The sequence below is a fragment of the Streptomyces sp. MGP-P1 genome (assembly GCF_057766565.1).
The window spans coordinates 823,820-842,332 of record NZ_JBYMEM010000005.1 but is presented as its reverse complement, the minus strand read 5'-3'; the positions used below and the strand labels follow the sequence as shown (position 1 = coordinate 842,332).

The following is an 18,513-nucleotide window of genomic DNA, read 5'->3' as shown; positions in this document are numbered from 1 at the left end:
CCGGCGCCGGGGAAGGGTCAGAAGGGGTAGTCGGCGATCACCCAAGTGGCGAATTCCCGCCACTGTCCGGCGGCGGCCTGGTGGGCCGGGTGCTCGATGTACCGCTTGAGCGCGTCCTCGTCGGCGACGGCGGAGTTGATGGCGTAGTCGTAGGCGATCGGCCGGTCGGTGATGTTCCAGGCGCACTCCCAGAACTCCAGCTCCGGAACCTGCCCCTCCAGCTCCCGGAAGGCCCGGTCCCCGGCGACGACTCGCGGGTCGTCCCGTTCGACGCCGTCGTTCAGCTTGAAAAGGACCAGGTGGCGGATCATCGCGCTACTCCTACTTCACGAGCTCTGACATGAAGTCACCGACGCTCTGCGCGGCGGTGGATATGCCTTCGAACCCTACCTGGACCAGCTCGGCGGCCCGCTGCGGAGACATGATGATCGTGTACAGCACGAAGACCACCACTATGTAGATGATGATCGTCTTTGCCTTGGCCACAATCCTGCCTCCCCGTCGACCCCATGTGCGATCGGGCGATTGTATCCGCACGGATGGCCGTATTCGGTGGCTGTTTTCGATCACTGATGCGCCTTTTAAGGACCTACGTCCCCACCATCGAGGCCTTTCGCCCGACCACACGACTCCCGCCGCCCGGCAGGATGGATACCGAGCCCAACGGGACCAGGCAGGACCCGGAGGGCCGGAACAGGACCTCTCTGTGGGGTCACCGCCGCGCGATCCCCCCTGACCGCGGCGGAGGACCAGCAGGCCCTGTTCCCACCGGGGGAAGCGGCTTGTCCCCCCGATGCCGCTTCCCCCGACCTGAACCATGAACCGGAGCGCCCGGTCGCCGTACATCCTCTGTACGGCGACCGGGCGCTCCGCTGTTTCGCCGCTTGCCGAAGGCGGACAGGGAAGGCCAGAAGCCCGCGGAAGCTCCTGGGCGCGGTGACCGGGGAGAGCCGGTGGGCGTAGGCGAACGGCTGACGTGGGGGTTCCCGCCGCGTTGTGGCTACCCTAGGTGTCCACCGGGAGCCGTCGGTCCGGGGCGCTCGCGCGGGCGCAACAGCCCCGCACGCGCGGGGACGACAGCGACAGGTCGACCTCCAGGAGGTCGAGGCCGGGAACAACCCCGCACGCGCGGGGACGACGTCGGCATCTGGCGTCCGGACCTCCTGACACCGGGAACAACCCCGCACGCGCGGGGACGACTCTGACCGCAGCACCGTGAAAATGCGCCTGACGGGAACAACCCCGCACGCGCGGGGACGACATCACGTTCCACGGAACCGACGCTTTCGGGAAGGGAACAACCCCGCACGCGCGGGGACGACTCGTCGCGGAGGCCGGAGAGTGCGGTGCGGGCGGGAACAACCCCGCACGCGCGGGGACGACCTCGCTGCAGACGATCAGGCGTCGTCCGTGGAGGGAACAACCCCGCACGCGCGGGGACGACAGTCACTGACCTGGTGTTCTATGCGGGCAGGAGCCTGTTTTTACCCACTTCATTGGATTCAGGCATAAGGGATCTTCCTGCCCTGTGGTGTACGCCGACCTGCCCCTGCCCTCGACGCCGCACCTACCTCCCGCCCCCGAACCGCCGTCGCTTCGAAGCCTTGCTCCAGCCCTGGCGGGGAACATCGGCCGCCGCGCTCCCCGCCCGCGGGGCATGGGTGCTCGGGCGGTGGATCAGGGTGAGGCCCTCGTGGTCGGTCGGGTGCCAGGTGTGGTCGTGGGTTTCGAAGGCGTAGCCCTGCTCGTTGTCCGTCTGGTAGGCGAGCAGGGCGCGGCCCTGGCCGGCGTACTCGCGGACTTCGGCCCACAGGAGGTCGCGGATGCGGGTGGACGGAGAGCCGAGGAAGACGCCCGGGGAGATTTCCAGCAGCCAGCGGGTGAGGAAGCCCCTGAGGCCGACCGGGCAGTTGGTGAGGACGATGACGGTCACCAGATGATCTCGTCTCCGTGGTTGCGCCCGCCCTCGACCATGACGTCTCCGTCGGACTGGAGCGTGACCCGGTCCGACGACGCGCTGTCCGCCTGGGCCGTGTCGCGGGTGCCGTCGTAGCCGAGCAACTCCTTGATGTCCTGGACACAACGGTCGAGCAGGCCCGTCCGATTGATGTGGTCCCGCAGCATGCGGCGGGTCCGGGCCGCGATGTCGTCCACCCCCTCGACTGCCGCGTCGAAGGCGGCGGGAATGGCGATGTCCGTCTTGTAGAAGTCCGCGACGTCCATGACGAACGAGCGTTCGTGGCCGGAGTGGACGAACCCCAGCCCCGGCGAGCAGCCCAGGGCCGCGACGACGGAGTGGGATACGCCGTACATGCACTGCGCGGCGGCCGTTACGGCCTGGTTGGGGGCATCCCCCGCGGAGAAGTCGTCACGGTGGTACTCACGCTTGCGCCAGGGCACGCCCGTACGCTGGGACTCCCGTCTGTAGCACTCCCGCAGCCGCGTGCCCTCCTTGCCGAGGAGTTCCTTCCGCGAGAGGCCTGTGGTGTCCTCGCCCGGAAACCGCAGCCGGTACATGGCGCGCGCCACGTCCAGTCGGGTGCGCCGGTTCGCCCAGGCCGTGGCCTGTGCCTCGATCAGCCCCGAGGAACGGGTGAGCGCCCGGCCACCCGCGTAGTACCGGACTCCGTGCTCGCCGACCCACGCCACGCCGGCTCCGCTGTCGCCGAGGAGCGCCATCGCCTGGTGGGTGACGCGGGTGCCCGGGCCGAGCAGGAGCGTGCCGATGGTGGCGGACGGGATGTGCGTGACGCCGTCCGCGTCCTCGGCGGTGATCGCGTTGGAGTCCCGGTGCACCGTGCACCGTTCCAGGTAGACGAACGAGAGCCGGTCACCGACCCGGGTGAGCTCCCGAGGAGTGGAGGCCCCCCTACGGCCGACCGTGCTCACCCTTCCCCCCTCCCCCGTACCGGGGCCAGCGTCATCAAGCCGCAGCCGTACGCCTTGGCCTTGCCCAGGCCGTGGGTGAGCGTGCGGCGGAGAAGGTCCGGATCCGTGACGCGCAGACGCCCGTCGAAGGTGACCTTGGTGATCTGTACGTCGCTGTTCCCGCGCGTCGCCTCCGCCGTGCGTCGGAATTGAAGCGGGATCCGGTCGCGGACGACCAGTTCGTACTCGTCGCCCTCGGGCAGCAGGCGTTGTTCCGCCGACTTGCGAACGACCTCGAAGCCGGCCTTCTCCTGCCGCTCCAGCAGCCAGTCCATCTGGTGCCGGGCGGTCTGGTGCGCGGCCCGCTTCGTCCGCTCCCCCTCCTTCACGTACGCGTGGCGCACGTTGTGCACGGGGTTCGCGGTGAGCCTGAATGCCCATGTGTCGTTCGGGTGGAGCGCGGTGAGGAAGTCGGCGTACGCGAACGTCGTCCACCCGGGTTCGTCCGAGGCGGGCCAGCCCGCCTGCTCCACCAGGTGGGTCAGGTCGGGGCGGCTGGGGCTGACGACGTAGAGCAGCGTCTCGGAGGTCCCGTTGCGGTCCACCCGCCACAGCACCCGGGGGCCGGATCCGTCGCGGGAGGGCGGGGTGGGGAAGGAGGCGTTCACCGCGCCGTGCACGCGGTGCGGTGAGCCGAGCAGCCGGCGGCCCTCTGACCGGCCGGTGTTCACACGGAATCGGGTGAGGTACATCAGTCGGTCCTCGTTGCGGCGCGCGTGACGGGCGTGACGGGCGTGACGGGTGTGATGGGCGTGACGGGTGTGAGCAGGGCCGTGGGTTCATGTGGCGGCCGTGCCGGCCGGGCCCCGGCAGCTGTGGGCACGCTGGTCTCGGTCGTCCGTACGCCCCGCAGCCCGTACCGGCGGTGGCGCGGGTCGAAGCTCACCGGGAGGTCCCGCAGAGTGATGTCCGGCAACCGGCCGGGGCCGGGCGGGCTGTCCAGCAGGAGGTCCAGGCGCACTTCGGCGGGCGGTGACTGACCTCGGCGACGGAACGAGGTGTCACGGCGCTTCCGGTACCAGCCGGACGCCTCCCACGGCGCTTCCCTGAGTGTCTGCTCCAGCTCCCCGTCCAGCGGCTCCGCGAGCGTCACCGGCTGCGATGGCGGGCAGGAACGACGGCCCAGGTAGGGCAGGAACACCGGCTCCAGCAGCGCCTCGTACAGCCGCTGTACGAGGCCGGCCTCACCGCTCACCCCGGCCACGAACACCGCGTCGGCGAGGTAGAAGCGCTCCGACAGCGGCATCGACTTGAGCGTGTCGCTGTGGTGCGCCGTCTGGAAGTCGCGGAGCCGGGTGCCGGGCTGGTCGACACGGACACCGAACTCCAGCGCCGCGAGGTCGGTGAGACCGGCGTCCCGTCTGCGGCCCTGGGCTGCGGCGAGGAGGCCGATGACACCACTCTTGGTCGGCGCGTTCTCCGTGGTGCGGCGGGTGAAGCGGGCGGCCGACCCCCAGGACTGGAGGGGGCCCGCGAGCCGCAACAGCAGCACGGTCATGCCCCGGGCTCCGGCACGAGACCCGAGGCGCCCCTCGCGCCGGGGACGCCGGTGACACGCCCTGTGCCCTCCGGCGCTACCCGGGCGACCACAGCGTCCCCCACGGCGGCCAGCAGCTCGGGCAGGCTCACGGACGTGCCCAGCGCCTCCAGAGCCTTCGTCTCTTTGCCCACCCGGACGACCCAGCCCTCCGGGCCGTCGGAGAGGCCGAAGCTCGTCTCCAGGTCCGGCACGAACTCGGCCAGCTTCTCGCAGCTTCCCGTGAGAAAGCCACCTTCGCTGCGCATGGCCACCGGCTCCTCGAACGCGGCCACGTAACTGACCGGCCGTCGGGAGCGGAGCTTCACGAGCACCGCGGCCGGCAGGGTCTGGTTGCCGAACGAGTTGATCTTTCCGGTGGGGAGGGACGTGATGAACCCTTCGAGGAACGCCGTGACAGCACGCCGCGTTGGTTCCGCCGGCCGGGCAGAGTCGTGCCCGGCGCCCAGATTCTCCTGGAGGCGGTTCACATCCAGTGCGGCATAGCGGTAAAGAGTGGCGGAGTTGAAGTCGACGGTGCCGATCATTCCGGCGCCGGTTTCAGCGTTCGTGTTCTTGTCGTCGACCGCTGTGTAGTAGTCCGATTCGACCTCCACCGTGTGCACGCTCAGCGCATGGGCGACCTGGGCCGCCGCGTCCACATTCAGATCGGTCGAGTCCGCGACCATGCGCCCGAACAGGGCGATGTCCACGGAGTGTTCGGTGAGAACGAGCTGCTTGACCCGTGACTTGTTCTCCTTGTCCTTGTAGAAGTCCTTGAGCGCCTTGACGTCGCCGCCCTTCCCGCCTTCGATTGTCATCGCGGCAAGGGCGTCGTACTGCCGGCCGCTCAGGAACATCAGGTAGGTGGACTCGGCGGCGGCGTCCTCCACGTCCTGCTTGCTCTTTCGGGTGGGGACGGCGACCTTCGAGCCGGTCGCCGTGGTGATGGTCTCCGCCGCCAGGCTCTGCGCGGCGGCACGCGACAGCGAAGGGTCCAGATCCAGGATCCGGTCGGCGAGTACCTCCACGACCTTCTTGGTACGAATGCCGAGTTCGGATGGGTCGAGCAGCTCGGCGAACGCCGTACGGGTCGCCCGCTTCCACGCCTGGCTGGACACGCGGGAGCGCCGCACGCCCCCGTACGTCGCCGATTTCGGCGTCCCCGTGTCATCGCGATTCAGGTTGCTCGGCGGAACGGTCTGGAGAATGTGGATGTCGAGAATCGTCCGGTTCAGTGGCACGCGTGCTCAATTCCTCTGTTCGTCGTCGTGCGCGAAATGTTCTGAGAGGGGCGCGGGGAGGGCGAAGGAGCCCGCCGCGACGGTGTAGGAGCGCGGGGCGTTACTCCCCGGCCGCGTAACCGCCGTACTCCTCATCCGGGGGCAACGTCCGGTCGATCGCATCGCCGGTCTCACCGTCGGAGGGCGTCTTCCCTCTTCTCGCGGCCGAGGCGGTGGCCAGATGGAACTCGCGGCCCCATTCCCGCTGAACCCCGCCCCGGTCGGGGCGGTGCTGCCAGCGGTAGAGCTGGCCGGCCAGGCGCGCGTAGTCGAGGGGCTCCCGCGCGCCGCGCAGGAGCAGCACGATCTCCCTGAGCCGTACGGCGACCGAGTCGAGGGATTCGGCCGTTCCGACGCGCACCAGGCGCTTGCGCAGCGTGGAGTCCTCCTCGTCCTCGCCCGAGGCCCCCTTCAGTCGGATCAGCGCGCGGACGGCACCGCCCAGGTTCTGCCTCCGGTCGTGCATGCCTGTGTCGCGTCCGGACTGCTGGTGCAGGGCCCACAGGGTGGAGGCGAGGAAGACGGCCTCCTCGGCGTATTCGTGGCGGATGGATTCTTTCCTGCCATCGAGCAGCCGGGCCAGCTCCTCCGTCCCACCGACGCCCCACAGGTCCTGGACCTGGTGAACCCGCTTCCCCGCTCCGCGCCGCAGCCGGGCGAGCTCCGCCACGGCGGACGAGGTGTCGGACAGATACTGGGGCTGAATCCGTGCGATGTACGAACCCGTCGCGCGGGCGACCAGCCGATGAGCGGGCAGCCGCTCGGCCGCGCGCCCGCTGTCCCGGGGACGTGGCGAGGTGTCCGCGCCGGTCGTCGTAGGTGTGATGGTCATGCTGTTCCCTCCGGAGGAGCCGAAGCGGCGCGGTCGGGATCGGCCGCGACGGGCCTGTCGGGCGGTGGCTTGGGCAGCACCTTGTTGATCCGGGTCCGGAACCACAGGTCCGCCCGAGAACTGTCGATCCAGCGCTTGCCCACGCCCGGCAGCTCGATCACCCGCCCCTCGGCCGCTCCCCGGCCCGCCGAGTCGAGAAGCTCACGGCCGAGGCCGAGCACGGTGAGCCGAACGGTGGCGTGCCACACGGCACGAGCCCGCGCCAGATCCGTGTCCTCCGCGAGATCCACCAGCCAGCGCCGGTACGGCCCGTCCAGCGCCCCGAAGCCTTGGTCCCGGGCGGTGGTTGTAGCCGGCCCGGCCTCCGAACCGGACGCGCGCGCCAGATTCCCGGCCAGGTGCCCGAGAGCGGACACGGCCCGCTCGGCGTCGGCGACGGCGTCGACCGCGACCGCCCCGTGCAAGCGGCAGCCCTGGTGGAGCAGAACGACCGGCAGGGCGATGGAGTCGTCCACCACTTCGTCCACCACGGACTGCTGCGTTCCGTAGACCGCGCCGACCAACCGCGTACGGATCAACGACCCTTTCGGCAGCACGCCCTCGGTACTGAGCAGGGCCAGCCATCCCACGACCCCGGGCGGCCGGCTCCGGTCCGTGCCCCGCCCGGTCGTGTCGCCGTCCTGCCGCTGGGCGTACAGCAGGCTCGCCAGGCCACGCCATGCCGCCCGGTCGGGGTCGTGCTGACGCGGCAGGTAGACCAGCGGCCGGCCGAGCTTCTTCTCCTGTGCGGGGCTGCGGCGCCAGCCCGTCATCGGTTCCGCCTTCTGCCGGTTGGCCGGGGCGAGCGGGTCCCCGTAACCGAGGACGACCCCGATGACGTCGGAGCCCTCCGTGTGGAGGAGAAGCCGCCGGGACTGCCAGGTGTAGAGGTCACGGGGGCCCGCCGGGCGAGGCACGGAAGGGTCGACTTCCGCCACGCCGAGCCCCGGGGGCGTATCGCGGCGCCATACGGGGAGATCGGCCTTCGGCTCCGACGTCAGGATGTCCTCATCCGTCGGAATCAGATTCAGCAGGAGGGTCTCGCGCAGGGACGCGCCCTCCGCGAAGACACCACCGAGGCCACCTACCCAGCCGACGCCCTGCGGGTAGACTTTTCCACCCTTGACCCGCGCGTCGCCCTCCATACCGGACTTGATCCCGGACGAGTCGTACGCATGGGTGTGGACGAGCCAGCGGGCGGCCTCGGCGAGACCGAGCCGATCGACACCGGGTCGGCGCATGGAGAAGAACGCCTCGCCGTTCGGCACGTCGGCCACGATCCGGTTCAGCGAGGCGACTTCGTGCTTCTGCGTATGCAACCCCGCCACCTGGAAGAACGGGCGCTCCGGGTGGAGAAGGTCGAAGCGGTGCCGGTGCCGGTCGAGATAGCCGGTGACGACCTCGAAGGAGCCCGGCGCGTCCCACAGCGCTTCCCAGTCCTCCAGCTGCGCCGGTGCGCCGCCTGATCGGCCTTCGGCCTCGTCCAACGCGTCGTACAGAATCGCCAGCAGCAGCCGCAGCAGGGCCAGCTCCTGCGTCGGCAGATCCCCCACCAGTCGACGCACCTCGCCCGCCCGCGCGAAGACGTCCGTCAGCGAGAGCTCGCCGGTGGAGCCGTCCTCGTACTGGACGGGCAGCCACGGCCGGGAGACCAGGTCGAAAGAAGGCACTGAGGACGCCACCGCTTCGAGCCCCTTTGCTCTGCTTGCGCTGCGCGCGCCGGCAGGACCCACCCGGAGTCCGTCGTCGGCGCTGTAGTGGACCTCCAACCCTGACAGGTGGGTCTGACAGTCCTCGTCCAGAACGAGCAGCAACTCTCCTGCCAACCAGGGGCACTCCTTCACCTGCCAGGCCGGTACGACGAAGCGCTCCAGCTCCGCGATGGTCCGGTCGATCACACCCGGATGAGTGAGCGCCCGGGGCAGCGTCACCGCGCACGCGGCGACGATCTCGGCGGCCCGGTACGGCGGAGGCGCGTGCTCCGGCAGGTCAAGCCCGCCGCGACCGCCGTCGAGCCAGCCCACGGTGGTCAGCCGGCCGTCCGCCCGGCGCTGGACGACCAGGACCTCAAGGCTCTCTTCGCTGTCCCGCACCTGGGCGCGCCCGTCACGACTGTCGTCCGCGTCCCCGGCGTTGCCGTCGAGCCAGCCGAACAGGGGCCGGCCCGCCCGCCGTACCGGCCCCAGCCGGAACACGTCGGCCCGCTCCCGCTTCTCGGCCAGCCGGGTCAGATACTGTCGCCGGGCTTCGGCCAACGCGGGAGCCCAGTGCGCGGGCCCGACCGGCCGTTCGTCGTATGCGGCCTGTACCAACGGACTGATGTGGTCCGGCAGCACCAGCGGTACGCCGTCGAGATGCGGACCCAGCACGGCGAGCGCCCGCAGCAAGGTGTGCGGTCCCTGGTACACGGCGAGGGAACCGCGTACGGGCACGGGCTGGTCGGCGTTCCAGTCCTCCACCCCGGTGACCAGGCAGCGGGCCTGCGCGAGTCGGGGCGGCCGGGTCCGCGGATGGCGGTGCAGCCGCCCCATGCGCTGGAGCACCAGGTCCACGGGGGCGAGATCGGTGACCAGCAGGTCGAAGTCGATGTCCAGGGACTGTTCGACGACCTGGCTGGCCACCACGATGTGCGGGCCGCCGGGACGGTCGCCACCGGGCCCGAACCGCTCACGCAGCTCGGTGTCCTTGCGCGCCCGGTCGGCTGGGATGAACCGGGAATGCGCCACGGTGACGGCCTCCGCCCCGAAGTGGGCGCGGAGGTGCTCGGCGGCCTCCAGTACCCGGTCGACGGTGTTGCGTACGACGAGGGCGCAGCCGCCGTCCCGAAGTTCCTCCTCCAACCGCCCGACCAACAAGGGCAGTTCGTCGCCCACCCGCTCCAGGACCACTTCGGTACGCCGGCCGGAGGCGGGTTCGGGCCGGGCCGTCAGGACGGCGTCTCCGGGGGCCACGGCGGTGATCAACGGATAGGCGTCGTCGGGCAGGTCGAGGGCTTCGGCGAGTTCGGGAGTCTCCTCCCCGGAATACGCGGCGGCCAGCTCGCGCCGGCGCCGGGCGGGCAGGGTGGCGGAGAGCATCACGACGGGCACCCGGTAGGCCGCCAGCCACTCCAGTACACGGTCGAGGTAGGCGTTCATATACGCGTCGTACGCGTGTACTTCGTCGATGATGACGACCTTGCCCGCGACGGCGAGGTGCCGCAGCGCCAGGTGCCGGCTCTTGAGCCCGGCGAAGAGCACCTGGTCGATGGTGCCGACGGCGAAGGAGGAGAGCAGCGCCTTCTTGCGGCCTCGGAGCCACTGGTGGGCGTGGAGGGAGGAGGGATCGACGCGGCTCGCGGCCCCGGCAGGGGAGACGTCCTCGATCGAACCGTCCAGGTCGACGGCCGTGATCGTCCGCCGGTCGGCCTTCGTCATCCCGGCCCAGATCTCGTTGAGGGCGGCCTTGGCGTGGGCGAGGACCACGGATCGGGGCCCGTCCGAGGGCAGCCGCTCCAGCCAGCGCAGCAGACGGGGAAACATGGCGTCCCCGGTGGCGCGGGTCGGCAGCGCTACGAGACACCCACCGGCACCCGAACGGGCAGCCAGGATCTCCGCCGCAGCGAAGGCGGCCTCGGTCTTGCCCTCACCCATGGGCGCCTCGATGATCAGGAGGCCGGGGCCCGGTAGCTCCCGGGCCACGCGCACCGCCTCGTCCTGTACGGGTCTGATCCGGGCGCCCTGCGGAAGATCGAACCGCTCATGGAACAACTCGGCTGCGGTGCCGGGTGGTTGTTCGGCTCGCCACGGCCCGGGCAGGTCCAGCCCGGCCCAGGCGGCCGCGAGTCGACGGAGTTCCCCTTCCGGCCCCACGGGGGACCAGGAATCGGGATCGTACGGGAACAGCTCGGAGGAGCTGGCGATCCAGTCGGAGACGATGACGATCGCGGTGAGCACGACCTGGACGGGCTGCGGCAACCGAACGGACCGCCATGCGGCGAGCCGCTCCTGCACGCCCGCCCGCCCGGCGCAGGCATCCATCAGCTCGTACTGGACATCCCGCCAGACGACCTCGCTCTCCCCTCCCGTACGCAACAGGTGGGGCCGAAGCCCGAGATCGTGGATCTGCTGGTGATCCGGGGGCGTGCCGTGGTGTCCGCCCGCGACCACGGCGAACTGCCCGGAGACCCGCTCGGTCCACCCGAACCGCTCCCCCAGCCACTCCTGGATGAGCAGCTGCCCGGCCAGTCCGTGCGGAGCCATCCTGCGGTCCAGCCCGAACTGCTTCTGATACGGCATGGAGAGCCCGGCCGCCCGCATCCGGTCGGCGAGCCCATCCACCTGACAGGCGAAGGCGGGGGTGGCCTTGCCGATGTCGTGCACACAGGCGAGGTAGACGGCCACTTGCCGGGCGTCCCGCGCACCTTGGGGGAACGCATCAGCGATGAGCGCCTGGACGTTGTCGGGCACCCACTCGTCCCAGAGCCGGCCTGCCACGGCGGCGCTGTCCGCCATGTGCCGCCAGAGGGGGAGCCACTGTTCGGTCTGCCGGTCGTGCTTGCCCCAGGCGGTGCGGGAGGTGGGGGACAGGCGGGCGAAAGCCGAGAGGCTTTCCGGATGATCGCGGCTCATGGGCGTATTGGACATCGTCGAAGTAGCCGACGGTTGCGATGACCGAGAATGAACGCAAGTGCACTTATCTGATCGAGTGCGGCGGTGGGGAGTGATCTGCTGATGACTGCCGCGCTTCATGCTGGCTGGAGGTGGCGGTGAGCATGGTCGCCGGGCTCCGTTGGTTGACTCGAGGAGGGCGGACCCTGGCGGGAACCGTGGGGAACGGGTCCGATCGCGCGCGAGGCGCATCCCTCGCTGAGGCAGGACGGCTTGATTCGCACGTGTTCCGTGCGCGGGGGACCAGACCTCTGCTGGGATGTTGGACCTTTCCGACGCAGGAATACCCCCCGCATGTGCGGGGACCACTGCTGGGCGCCGTGGGGGACAGGCTGTCCGAGGGGACCACCCCTGCACGCGCGGGGACCACTGGAGGCACCACAGCTGCCCCTCGGAGTCGACGGGACCACCCCCGCACGCGCGGGGACCACCCCACCTCCCACACCTGGTTTCGGAAACCTCAGGGACCACCCCCGCACGCGCGGGGACCACACGTCTCCCGTGATTCGCGCCGACGGCAGCCTGGGACCACCCCCGCGTGCGCGGGGACCACGGCTTCGGGGTGTACCGGTCGATGAGCAGGGCGGGACCACCCCCGCGTGCGCGGGGACCACAGTTCGTGACCTGCGGGTTTATGTGCCCGAGGGGCTGTTTTTACCCACTTCTTGAGAAACGGACATATCTCCTCGATGTGGCAAACCGTCCTGGCCCGGAGTTGGGCATGCGCAGGGGTGATTCTGCCCTTTGCCGGTCGCGTGCGGTATCTAGTCTCTGCAAGAGGAAGGGCGTTCGTCGTCGTGTGATCGTGGCGCTCGTGTTCAGACGGGTTTGAGCAGGTCGCGGAGGTTGCTCATGTGGGCTTTGACGTCGGCGATCTCGGCAGGGTGGGGCGGGGTCTCGTCTGCCGCCGAGTGGGCGGTGCGGCAGAGGCGGCAGAGGCCGTCGGGGAGGGCTTCCGGCTGGCCGGGGCGTCCGCAGTCGGTGCATTCCATGAGGAGGCGGCGGGTTGGGGCGGGGGTGGCGGGTCGGGTGTTTTCGGTGGGGAGTTGGGGTGGGATTTTGTCGGTGAGGCGGCGACGTAGGAAGCCGAGGGGGCTGTCGACCTGTGCGGGGAGTCCTGCGGTCAGGGCGTGGGTCAGGTAGTCGATGCTCACGCCTCTGGCGAGCCATTCCGTTGCCTGTGGTTCCAAGATTGCGCAGTCGTCGGCGGAGAGGGCGAGGCGGTGGTCGTTGCGGCCGAGACGGGCAAGCGCGAGGTAGGCGGGGCCGGCTTCGACGGCGTGGGGCGCCGCGTGAACGGTGGTCGGGGCGGGCGGCGTGGGCGGCGTGGGCTCGGTGTCCGGGGCCGGGGTGCGTTGCCGCGGTACGTCGCTGGGTTCGGGGGCCCGCTCCGGGCCGGGGCACTCCGGCGCGGGCGGAGGCGGCGGTTCCTCGGCCGGGACCCACGGTGGCGGCGGTGCCGTGTCGGAGGCGCAGGTTTCCGGTGCGGAGTCTGTGGCCAGGGCGGCCTGTTCGGTGGCGAGGTAGGTGTTCCACCACTCGTTGTCGCGGGCGGTGCGGGACCAGAAGGTGCGGAAGACCCAGCGGGTCTCGTCGCCCGCGCCGACGGGGCACCGGACGCGCCGCAGGTGGCCGGCGACGGACAGGCTGGTCAGGGCGGTGGAGATGGCTTGCTGGCCGTAGAGCGGGAGCTGCTTGGCGAGTTGCTTCACGCTCATCGCGGCACCTTCGGGGAGGTGGTCGACGAATCCGGCGACGTACCGCTCGCGGGTCGGGAGGAGCGCGAAGTCGTACGGCGTACGGGCCTGTTGGTCGGGCGCGGAGCGTTTGCCGTAGCCGGGCTTGGCCATCGGGTACGCGGCGGGGCGTGCGGGGGCGGGCAGGGCAGGGCTAGGGTGCTGAGTAGCCACGGGATCGGCTTTCTGGGTTATCGATCTTGCGGTGAGACCCCGGCCTGGTGCTTACAACACCGGTCGGGGTCGTTTAGTTCTCGCACCGTAAGCAGTCGTGACACTGTGCCGCAAGCCGTCACGATTAGTCATACTTGCTGACCGTTACGGGGTAGGGAGGTGGGGGAGGTTTTCCCCAACCCCCCTTCTTCTGCCTGCCGGTTAAAGAAGGCGCTCGAACCTTGGGTCCCGTATCCCGACGCCCGAGTCCCGGCACCCGAGCTTCGGGTCGGGGCCTCATCCACGTACCCCGGAAGAGTGACCAGACCCTCCCGAAGCCCGAAGCCCGAAGCCCGAAGCCCGAAGCCCGAAGCCCGAAGCTCACGCCTCGGCGAGGCGGATCTGCCTGCCCTGATCAGGAGTTGTGAGGCTGCGCCTGGTGCGCCGTCGCGATCTTGTCGATCCGTGCGGCCAGGTCGAAGTCGGCTGCGGTGAGCCGGTGTCCGGCGTCGTGTGTCGTGATGGTGAACCGCACATGGTCCCATCGCAGGTCGATGTCCGCGTGATGCCCGACGAGCCGTTCGACGTCCGCGACGTTCACAATCAGCGCGACGCCGCCGTGGTAGCGAATCTCGAACGTGCGGGTGATCATGTCCCCTTCGCGAACCCAGCCCGGCAGCTGGGCCAGCCGCCGGACGATCTCCTCGTCCGGCAGTGGATCCTTGCCCATCGTCAGCTCCCCTCGATCACCGGCACTGGGATCTCCGCAAGTCCCCGGCCGACCGGGGCATCGTGCCACGGAGTCCGAACCAATGGCCGGGAAGATGACGCGGTGGCTGACGGCCGCCCTAGGCTCGACGTGTGAAGACGTTCGTGTTCGACATTGGTGAGACCCTCGTCCGCGACGACCGCTACTGGGGTTCCTGGGCCGATTGGCTCGGCATGCCCAGACACACCCTGTCCGCCCTGGTTGGTGCTGTGACCGCTCAGGGGCTCGACAACTCCGAAGCGCTGAGGCTTTTCAAGCCGGGCATCGATATTCCGGCCGAGTACGCCGCCCGCGAGGCAGCCGGACGGGGTGAGCACCTCGATGAGTCCGACCTGTACGTAGACGTCCGCCCCACGCTTGCGAAGCTACGGCAACTCGGGATGCGGGTCGTCATCGCAGGCAACCAGACGGTGCGCGCGGGTGAGTTGCTTCGGGCGCTCGACCTGCCCGCCGATCTCGTCGCGACCTCTGAGGAGTGGGGCTGCGCCAAGCCTTCGGCAGAGTTCTTCGAGCGGGTCCTCAAAGCGTCCGGTGCCCCCGCGAGGGAAACCGTGTACGTCGGTGATCACCCCGCGAACGACACGTTCCCCGGAGCCAGGGCCGGGCTCCGCACCGTACACATCCGCCGCGGCCCCTGGGGGCACCTATGGGGCGCTGACGACCAGGTGAACGCGACTGCCGACTGGGTGATCCAGTCGCTCACAGAACTCACCGCGATCACCGGAGAGTAGAGGAATCAGGCTCCACAACGTCAGCGCGCGAGTACGGTCAGTGGGTGTCTTCCGACAGCCCGCAGGAGATCGGCAAGCGGATCGCCGCCTGCCGCCGTGCACACCGGTACACCCAAACCGCACTTGCGACGGCCTCCCACGTGTCCTACGCCATGGTCCGCGCCATCGAGCGAGGTGCCCGCCGCCCCAGTGATGAGGTACTCGAAGCGATCGCGGACGCCCTTGAGGTGGATGTCGCGCGTCTGCGCACGGATCATGTCGGCACGGAGCGACGTGTCCACCGGGCGCTGCCTGCCCTGTCGGAAGCGATCGCTGGTTTCGACCTGGCTCTGGGCCCACCCTCGCGTAGACCGGAAGAACTGGCCGATGGGATCACCACGGCGGTGGGCTGGCGTCTCGCCGCCCAGTACGGCCGCATCGCCACCGTCATCCCTGGCTTGCTGAGCGATGCGATTCGGTACGTCCATACTGCGCCCGGTGCCGAACACCAGGGTGCCGCGCGGATGCTGGCCTCCGCAGCTCGAAGCGCTGATGCCGTCGCCTACAAGCACGGGGCACACGACCTCTCCGCCCGCCTCATCGACCTGATGCGCTGGGCTGCGGACCGCGCTGCGGACCCTCTCGTCCAGGCGACCGCCTCATACGTTCGCGCCGAGACGTTCTTCGCTGCCCGTGCTCACGCTGCTGGCCTGGTAGCGCTGGAGCAGGCCATCGAGGCCGCTCCGCCACCGGACGGGCGCACGCAGGCAGCCGCTCGCGGCGCACTTCACATGAGGGCCGCAGTGATCGCGAGTCGCGCTCAGAACGTAGGGGCGACCGACACTCACCTGGTTCATGCCCGACAGCTGAGCAAACAAGTCGGCCGAGAGGGCTGCTACCTCGGCACGGCCTTCGGGCCTGAAAGTGTCCGCATCCACGAAGTGTCCGTCGCGGTCAGCCTCGGACCTGGCCACGCCGAACGGGCTCTCCGCGCTGCTGCCGCATGGGCACCGGGCATCGATCTGCCGGCCGAGCGTCGCAGCGGGTTCTACATCGAACTCGCCAGGGCTCAGGATTGGGCAGGCCGCCCCGTAGAGGCCTTCACCAGCCTTCGGATGGCACGTGCTGCGGCACCCCAGCACACGCGCGAGCATCCTTGGGCGCGCGAGGTCGCCCGGAACCTACGGCGCTTCCATCGCTCCGACTCCGAGAGTCTCACGCACTTCGCCCACTGGGTCGGAGCGGTCTGAACCACGCCGTGCTGCTACAAGCCGTAGCAGTCAGACCCGGTCCCAGCCTCCAAGCTCTACCCGTCCGTGCCAGACAGGTAGTTGAGGAGACTGCATGACCATTCCCGTGCTGGTTGAGGGACGGCGCATCGCCTGGCCACATGGCGGGGCAAGCTCCAGGAGGGGCAGTCGGTGCGAGGGTGGCGACACCGCGTACCGGATCTGGCTCGGCCACACCCAGCGCTGCCCCACCTGCCGTGCCGGAGTCTCCTGTACGACTGCTGTGCACCTTGGGCGTGCCTGGCGGGAGGCCCGAAGCGGATGAGGTGCTACGCAGAGGGGGACGCGCACGAGTTGCCTGTCGAGGACGACACCGGTGCGTACTGTCCGGAGCACGAGGTGACGCTGTTGTGGCGGGGTGACCCGATCACGGCCGCCGATGTGGCCGAGGGCGCGGTGGCCGCCCTGGGTGGGATGCGGGCGGGGGCGGACGGCCCGTACGGAGTTGTCTGCCGCAGCGCCTTGGTGACGGGTCTGGCCGAGGTGCACGCCTACTGCCTGCGGCCGGACTGTGTCTGCCCGTGCCATGAGGTGGCCACCGCTTTCCGTGAAGCGGTATGAGCATGAACTTCTCGGCAACGGATCTTCACACCTGCGAGGCGTGTTGGCGCGCTCCGGTGACCGCCGTACGGCGCACTGAGGGTGGCCGGGATCTGCTGTGCCGGGCGTGTGCCGAGAGCGGCTCTCCGCGCCGGGTCGATGTCTTTCCGCCGTACGGGATCTACCGGCTGCACCGTCTTGCCAATCGAACTGTTTCACCGATCAGAGGAGATGAATGATGACTACCAACCTCGTACGGGCCGATGCCGGCAAGCATGGTGGTGCGCCGTCGGACAAGCCGTGGACGCCGCCGTCGGAGCCGAAGCCGTCTCCGGACGGCAGCCGCCCCACGTATGCCCCGCAGCCATGAGCACCGCACCGCAAGCACCCACGTATCCGGATCTGGTGCGGTATCTCGCCGACCGTGGATTACTGGATGCCAGGTGGCGGCGGGTGTTCGAGGCTGTTCCGCGCAGCCGGTTCGTTCCGGCGGATGTGTGGCGGCAGTTGCCCGACCGGTGCGAGCCCGTGGTGGGGGCGGATGCGTGGCTGGCGTTGGTGAACTCGGACGAGCCGGTCGTCACCCAGCTCGACGACGGTGCCGAGGGCGGGCCCGGTGTCGCTACGTCGTCGAACTCGATGCCCTCGATGGTCGCCCGGATGCTCACGCTCCTCGAAGTCGTCGACGGGCAGAGGGTGCTGGAGATCGGCACCGGCACCGGGTACGTTTCCGCGCTGCTCTGCGAACGGCTCGGTGACGATCTCGTCCACAGCGTCGAGCTCGACCCGGTCGTGGCCCAGCAGGCGGCCGACGCCCTCGCGCAGGCCGGGTACCGGCCGCACCTTCGCGTCGGGGACGGCGAGCAGCCCTGGCCCGGCCTCGGTCCCGTCGACCGGCTGATCGCCACCTGCGCGTTGCGGTACGTCCCGTACGCCCTGCTCCGCCAGGTCCGCCCCGGCGGGGTCCTCGTGGTCCCGCTGGCCCGGGAGTTCTGGTCCGGGGCGCTGGTCCAGCTCCGCGTTCAGGCTGACGGCACTGCGACCGGCCCGTTCTGCGGCGGGGCCACGTACATGCCGATGCGCTCCCACCGCATGCCCGACCTCCACGAGGTCCAGGGCAAGGGGCGGGCCCGTGCGGCGGGCCTGGACCCCGCCCGGCTCCTCGACCTCGGATTCGCCCTGTACGCCGGGGCGCGGCTGCCCGGCGTACGGCTCATCCACCAGAACACCGCCGAAGGTGTTCAGGTCTGGGTGACCCGGGAAGATGGAGGCGCTGCCACGGCTGCCTCGGGTGAGGAGGTGTGGCAGTACGGGCCCGGGTTCCTGTGGGAGGAGATCGAGCAGATCTGGTGGGAGTACGAGGTGGCGGGGCGACCCGACGCCGAGGAATTCGGGCTGACCGTGACCGGCCGGGGACAGCAGGTATGGCTCCGGGACCCCGCCGAAGTCATCCGGCCCGCCAGGACGTAGTCGGCGTGATGGCCGCTGCGCAGACCCCTACTCGTTGCCTACGCGCCAACTCGGCGAGCGAGACACGGACCGCGTCGGCGATCACAGAGGGGAGCTGGGGAACGACGGGTGACACGCCAGGCGGTCGGTTATCGGGCCTGCTGGGCGTACCAGGCATGGGTCCCCGCGTGCGCGGGGACCACGTGTCCGAGGTGCGCCAAGCGAGAAACTCACCGGGAACACCCCCGCGTGCGCGGGGACCACATGCGGGGGTCGAGCATGGCGCCGACGAGGATGGGAACACCCCCGCGTGCGCGGGGACCACCGCGCTTCCCCCGGACGACTCCTACGGGCTCTGGGAACACCCCCGCGTGCGCGGGGACCACACGTCCTGGAGCCACGTCGTGGTCCCGGAGCTGGGAACACCCCCGCGTGCGCGGGGACCACTGCACCGCCTACTCCGGCGACACGTCGTGGCGGGGAACACCCCCGCGTGCGCGGGGACCACCGCTGCCCATCCGCGTCGGCGACCTGCGCACCGGGAACACCCCCGCGTGCGCGGGGACCACCGTTCGTGACCTGCGGGTTTACGTGGCGACGGGGCTGAATTTACCCACTTC

Annotated in this window: 15 protein-coding genes and 3 CRISPR repeat arrays; of the genes, 4 read left to right on the top strand and 11 right to left on the bottom strand. The window is 70.0% G+C overall.

The window, feature by feature from the left end:
• Nucleotides 1-17 precede the first annotated feature (17 nt).
• The 11 genes from AC3CH1_RS13260 to AC3CH1_RS13210 all read right to left on the bottom strand — a co-directional run bounded on the left by AC3CH1_RS13260 (nucleotide 18) and on the right by AC3CH1_RS13210 (nucleotide 13,866).
• The gene (locus AC3CH1_RS13260; protein ID WP_065486566.1) at nucleotides 18-311 is read right to left on the bottom strand and encodes a Dabb family protein; all 294 of its coding nucleotides are present in this window, start codon (nucleotides 309-311) and stop codon (nucleotides 18-20) included.
• A gap of 10 nt (nucleotides 312-321) precedes the next feature.
• Nucleotides 322-486, bottom strand: coding sequence for a hypothetical protein (locus tag AC3CH1_RS13255; protein WP_003967683.1), 165 nt, complete (start codon nucleotides 484-486; stop codon nucleotides 322-324).
• Between the two features lie 563 nt (nucleotides 487-1,049).
• A CRISPR array of direct repeats spans nucleotides 1,050-1,444; the repeat unit is 29 nt; unit sequence GGGAACAACCCCGCACGCGCGGGGACGAC.
• A 123-nt stretch (nucleotides 1,445-1,567) separates the two neighbouring features.
• Nucleotides 1,568-1,933, bottom strand: coding sequence for a type I-E CRISPR-associated endoribonuclease Cas2e (gene cas2e / locus AC3CH1_RS13250; protein ID WP_488463081.1), 366 nt, complete (start codon nucleotides 1,931-1,933; stop codon nucleotides 1,568-1,570).
• Nucleotides 1,930-2,889, bottom strand: coding sequence for a type I-E CRISPR-associated endonuclease Cas1e (cas1e, locus tag AC3CH1_RS13245; RefSeq protein ID WP_488463080.1), 960 nt, complete (start codon nucleotides 2,887-2,889; stop codon nucleotides 1,930-1,932). The genes cas2e and cas1e overlap by 4 nt, the downstream gene beginning before the upstream one ends.
• On the bottom strand, nucleotides 2,886-3,620 hold the full coding sequence (gene cas6e, locus AC3CH1_RS13240; protein WP_488463079.1) for a type I-E CRISPR-associated protein Cas6/Cse3/CasE: 735 nt from the start codon (nucleotides 3,618-3,620) through the stop codon (nucleotides 2,886-2,888). Before cas6e ends, cas1e begins: the two co-directional genes overlap by 4 nt.
• The gene (gene cas5e / locus AC3CH1_RS13235) at nucleotides 3,620-4,426 is read right to left on the bottom strand and encodes a type I-E CRISPR-associated protein Cas5/CasD (protein WP_488463078.1); all 807 of its coding nucleotides are present in this window, start codon (nucleotides 4,424-4,426) and stop codon (nucleotides 3,620-3,622) included. Before cas5e ends, cas6e begins: the two co-directional genes overlap by 1 nt.
• Nucleotides 4,423-5,682, bottom strand: coding sequence for a type I-E CRISPR-associated protein Cas7/Cse4/CasC (gene cas7e / locus AC3CH1_RS13230; protein ID WP_488463494.1), 1,260 nt, complete (start codon nucleotides 5,680-5,682; stop codon nucleotides 4,423-4,425). Before cas7e ends, cas5e begins: the two co-directional genes overlap by 4 nt.
• Nucleotides 5,683-5,788: 106 nt before the next feature.
• Nucleotides 5,789-6,559 (bottom strand): type I-E CRISPR-associated protein Cse2/CasB, encoded by a 771-nt coding sequence (casB, locus tag AC3CH1_RS13225; protein ID WP_488463077.1) that lies wholly within the window; start codon nucleotides 6,557-6,559, stop codon nucleotides 5,789-5,791.
• Nucleotides 6,556-11,208 (bottom strand): type I-E CRISPR-associated protein Cse1/CasA, encoded by a 4,653-nt coding sequence (gene casA / locus AC3CH1_RS13220; protein ID WP_488463076.1) that lies wholly within the window; start codon nucleotides 11,206-11,208, stop codon nucleotides 6,556-6,558. Before casA ends, casB begins: the two co-directional genes overlap by 4 nt.
• 380 nt (nucleotides 11,209-11,588) lie before the next feature.
• Nucleotides 11,589-11,861: direct repeats of the CRISPR family, unit length 29 nt; unit sequence GGGACCACCCCCGCACGCGCGGGGACCAC.
• A gap of 204 nt (nucleotides 11,862-12,065) precedes the next feature.
• On the bottom strand, nucleotides 12,066-13,157 hold the full coding sequence (locus AC3CH1_RS13215; RefSeq protein WP_488463075.1) for a MarR family transcriptional regulator: 1,092 nt from the start codon (nucleotides 13,155-13,157) through the stop codon (nucleotides 12,066-12,068).
• A gap of 394 nt (nucleotides 13,158-13,551) precedes the next feature.
• On the bottom strand, nucleotides 13,552-13,866 hold the full coding sequence (locus AC3CH1_RS13210) for a 4a-hydroxytetrahydrobiopterin dehydratase (RefSeq protein ID WP_488463074.1): 315 nt from the start codon (nucleotides 13,864-13,866) through the stop codon (nucleotides 13,552-13,554).
• 131 nt (nucleotides 13,867-13,997) lie between these two features.
• Between AC3CH1_RS13210 and AC3CH1_RS13205 the strand changes: the two genes are divergently transcribed.
• The 4 genes from AC3CH1_RS13205 to AC3CH1_RS13190 all read left to right on the top strand — a co-directional run bounded on the left by AC3CH1_RS13205 (nucleotide 13,998) and on the right by AC3CH1_RS13190 (nucleotide 17,914).
• Nucleotides 13,998-14,636 carry an HAD family hydrolase gene (locus AC3CH1_RS13205; RefSeq protein ID WP_397930696.1) on the top strand — a complete coding sequence of 213 codons (639 nt, stop codon included), beginning with the start codon at nucleotides 13,998-14,000 and terminating at the stop codon, nucleotides 14,634-14,636.
• Nucleotides 14,637-14,680: 44 nt separating this feature from the next.
• Nucleotides 14,681-15,865 (top strand): helix-turn-helix domain-containing protein, encoded by a 1,185-nt coding sequence (locus AC3CH1_RS13200; protein ID WP_488463073.1) that lies wholly within the window; start codon nucleotides 14,681-14,683, stop codon nucleotides 15,863-15,865.
• Between the two features lie 300 nt (nucleotides 15,866-16,165).
• On the top strand, nucleotides 16,166-16,465 hold the full coding sequence (locus AC3CH1_RS13195) for a hypothetical protein (protein ID WP_397930690.1): 300 nt from the start codon (nucleotides 16,166-16,168) through the stop codon (nucleotides 16,463-16,465).
• Between the two features lie 345 nt (nucleotides 16,466-16,810).
• Nucleotides 16,811-17,914, top strand: a complete 1,104-nt coding sequence (locus tag AC3CH1_RS13190; RefSeq protein ID WP_488463072.1) for a methyltransferase domain-containing protein — start codon at nucleotides 16,811-16,813, stop codon at nucleotides 17,912-17,914.
• Nucleotides 17,915-18,128: 214 nt separating this feature from the next.
• Nucleotides 18,129-18,462: direct repeats of the CRISPR family, unit length 29 nt; unit sequence GGGAACACCCCCGCGTGCGCGGGGACCAC.
• Nucleotides 18,463-18,513: the final 51 nt, after the last annotated feature.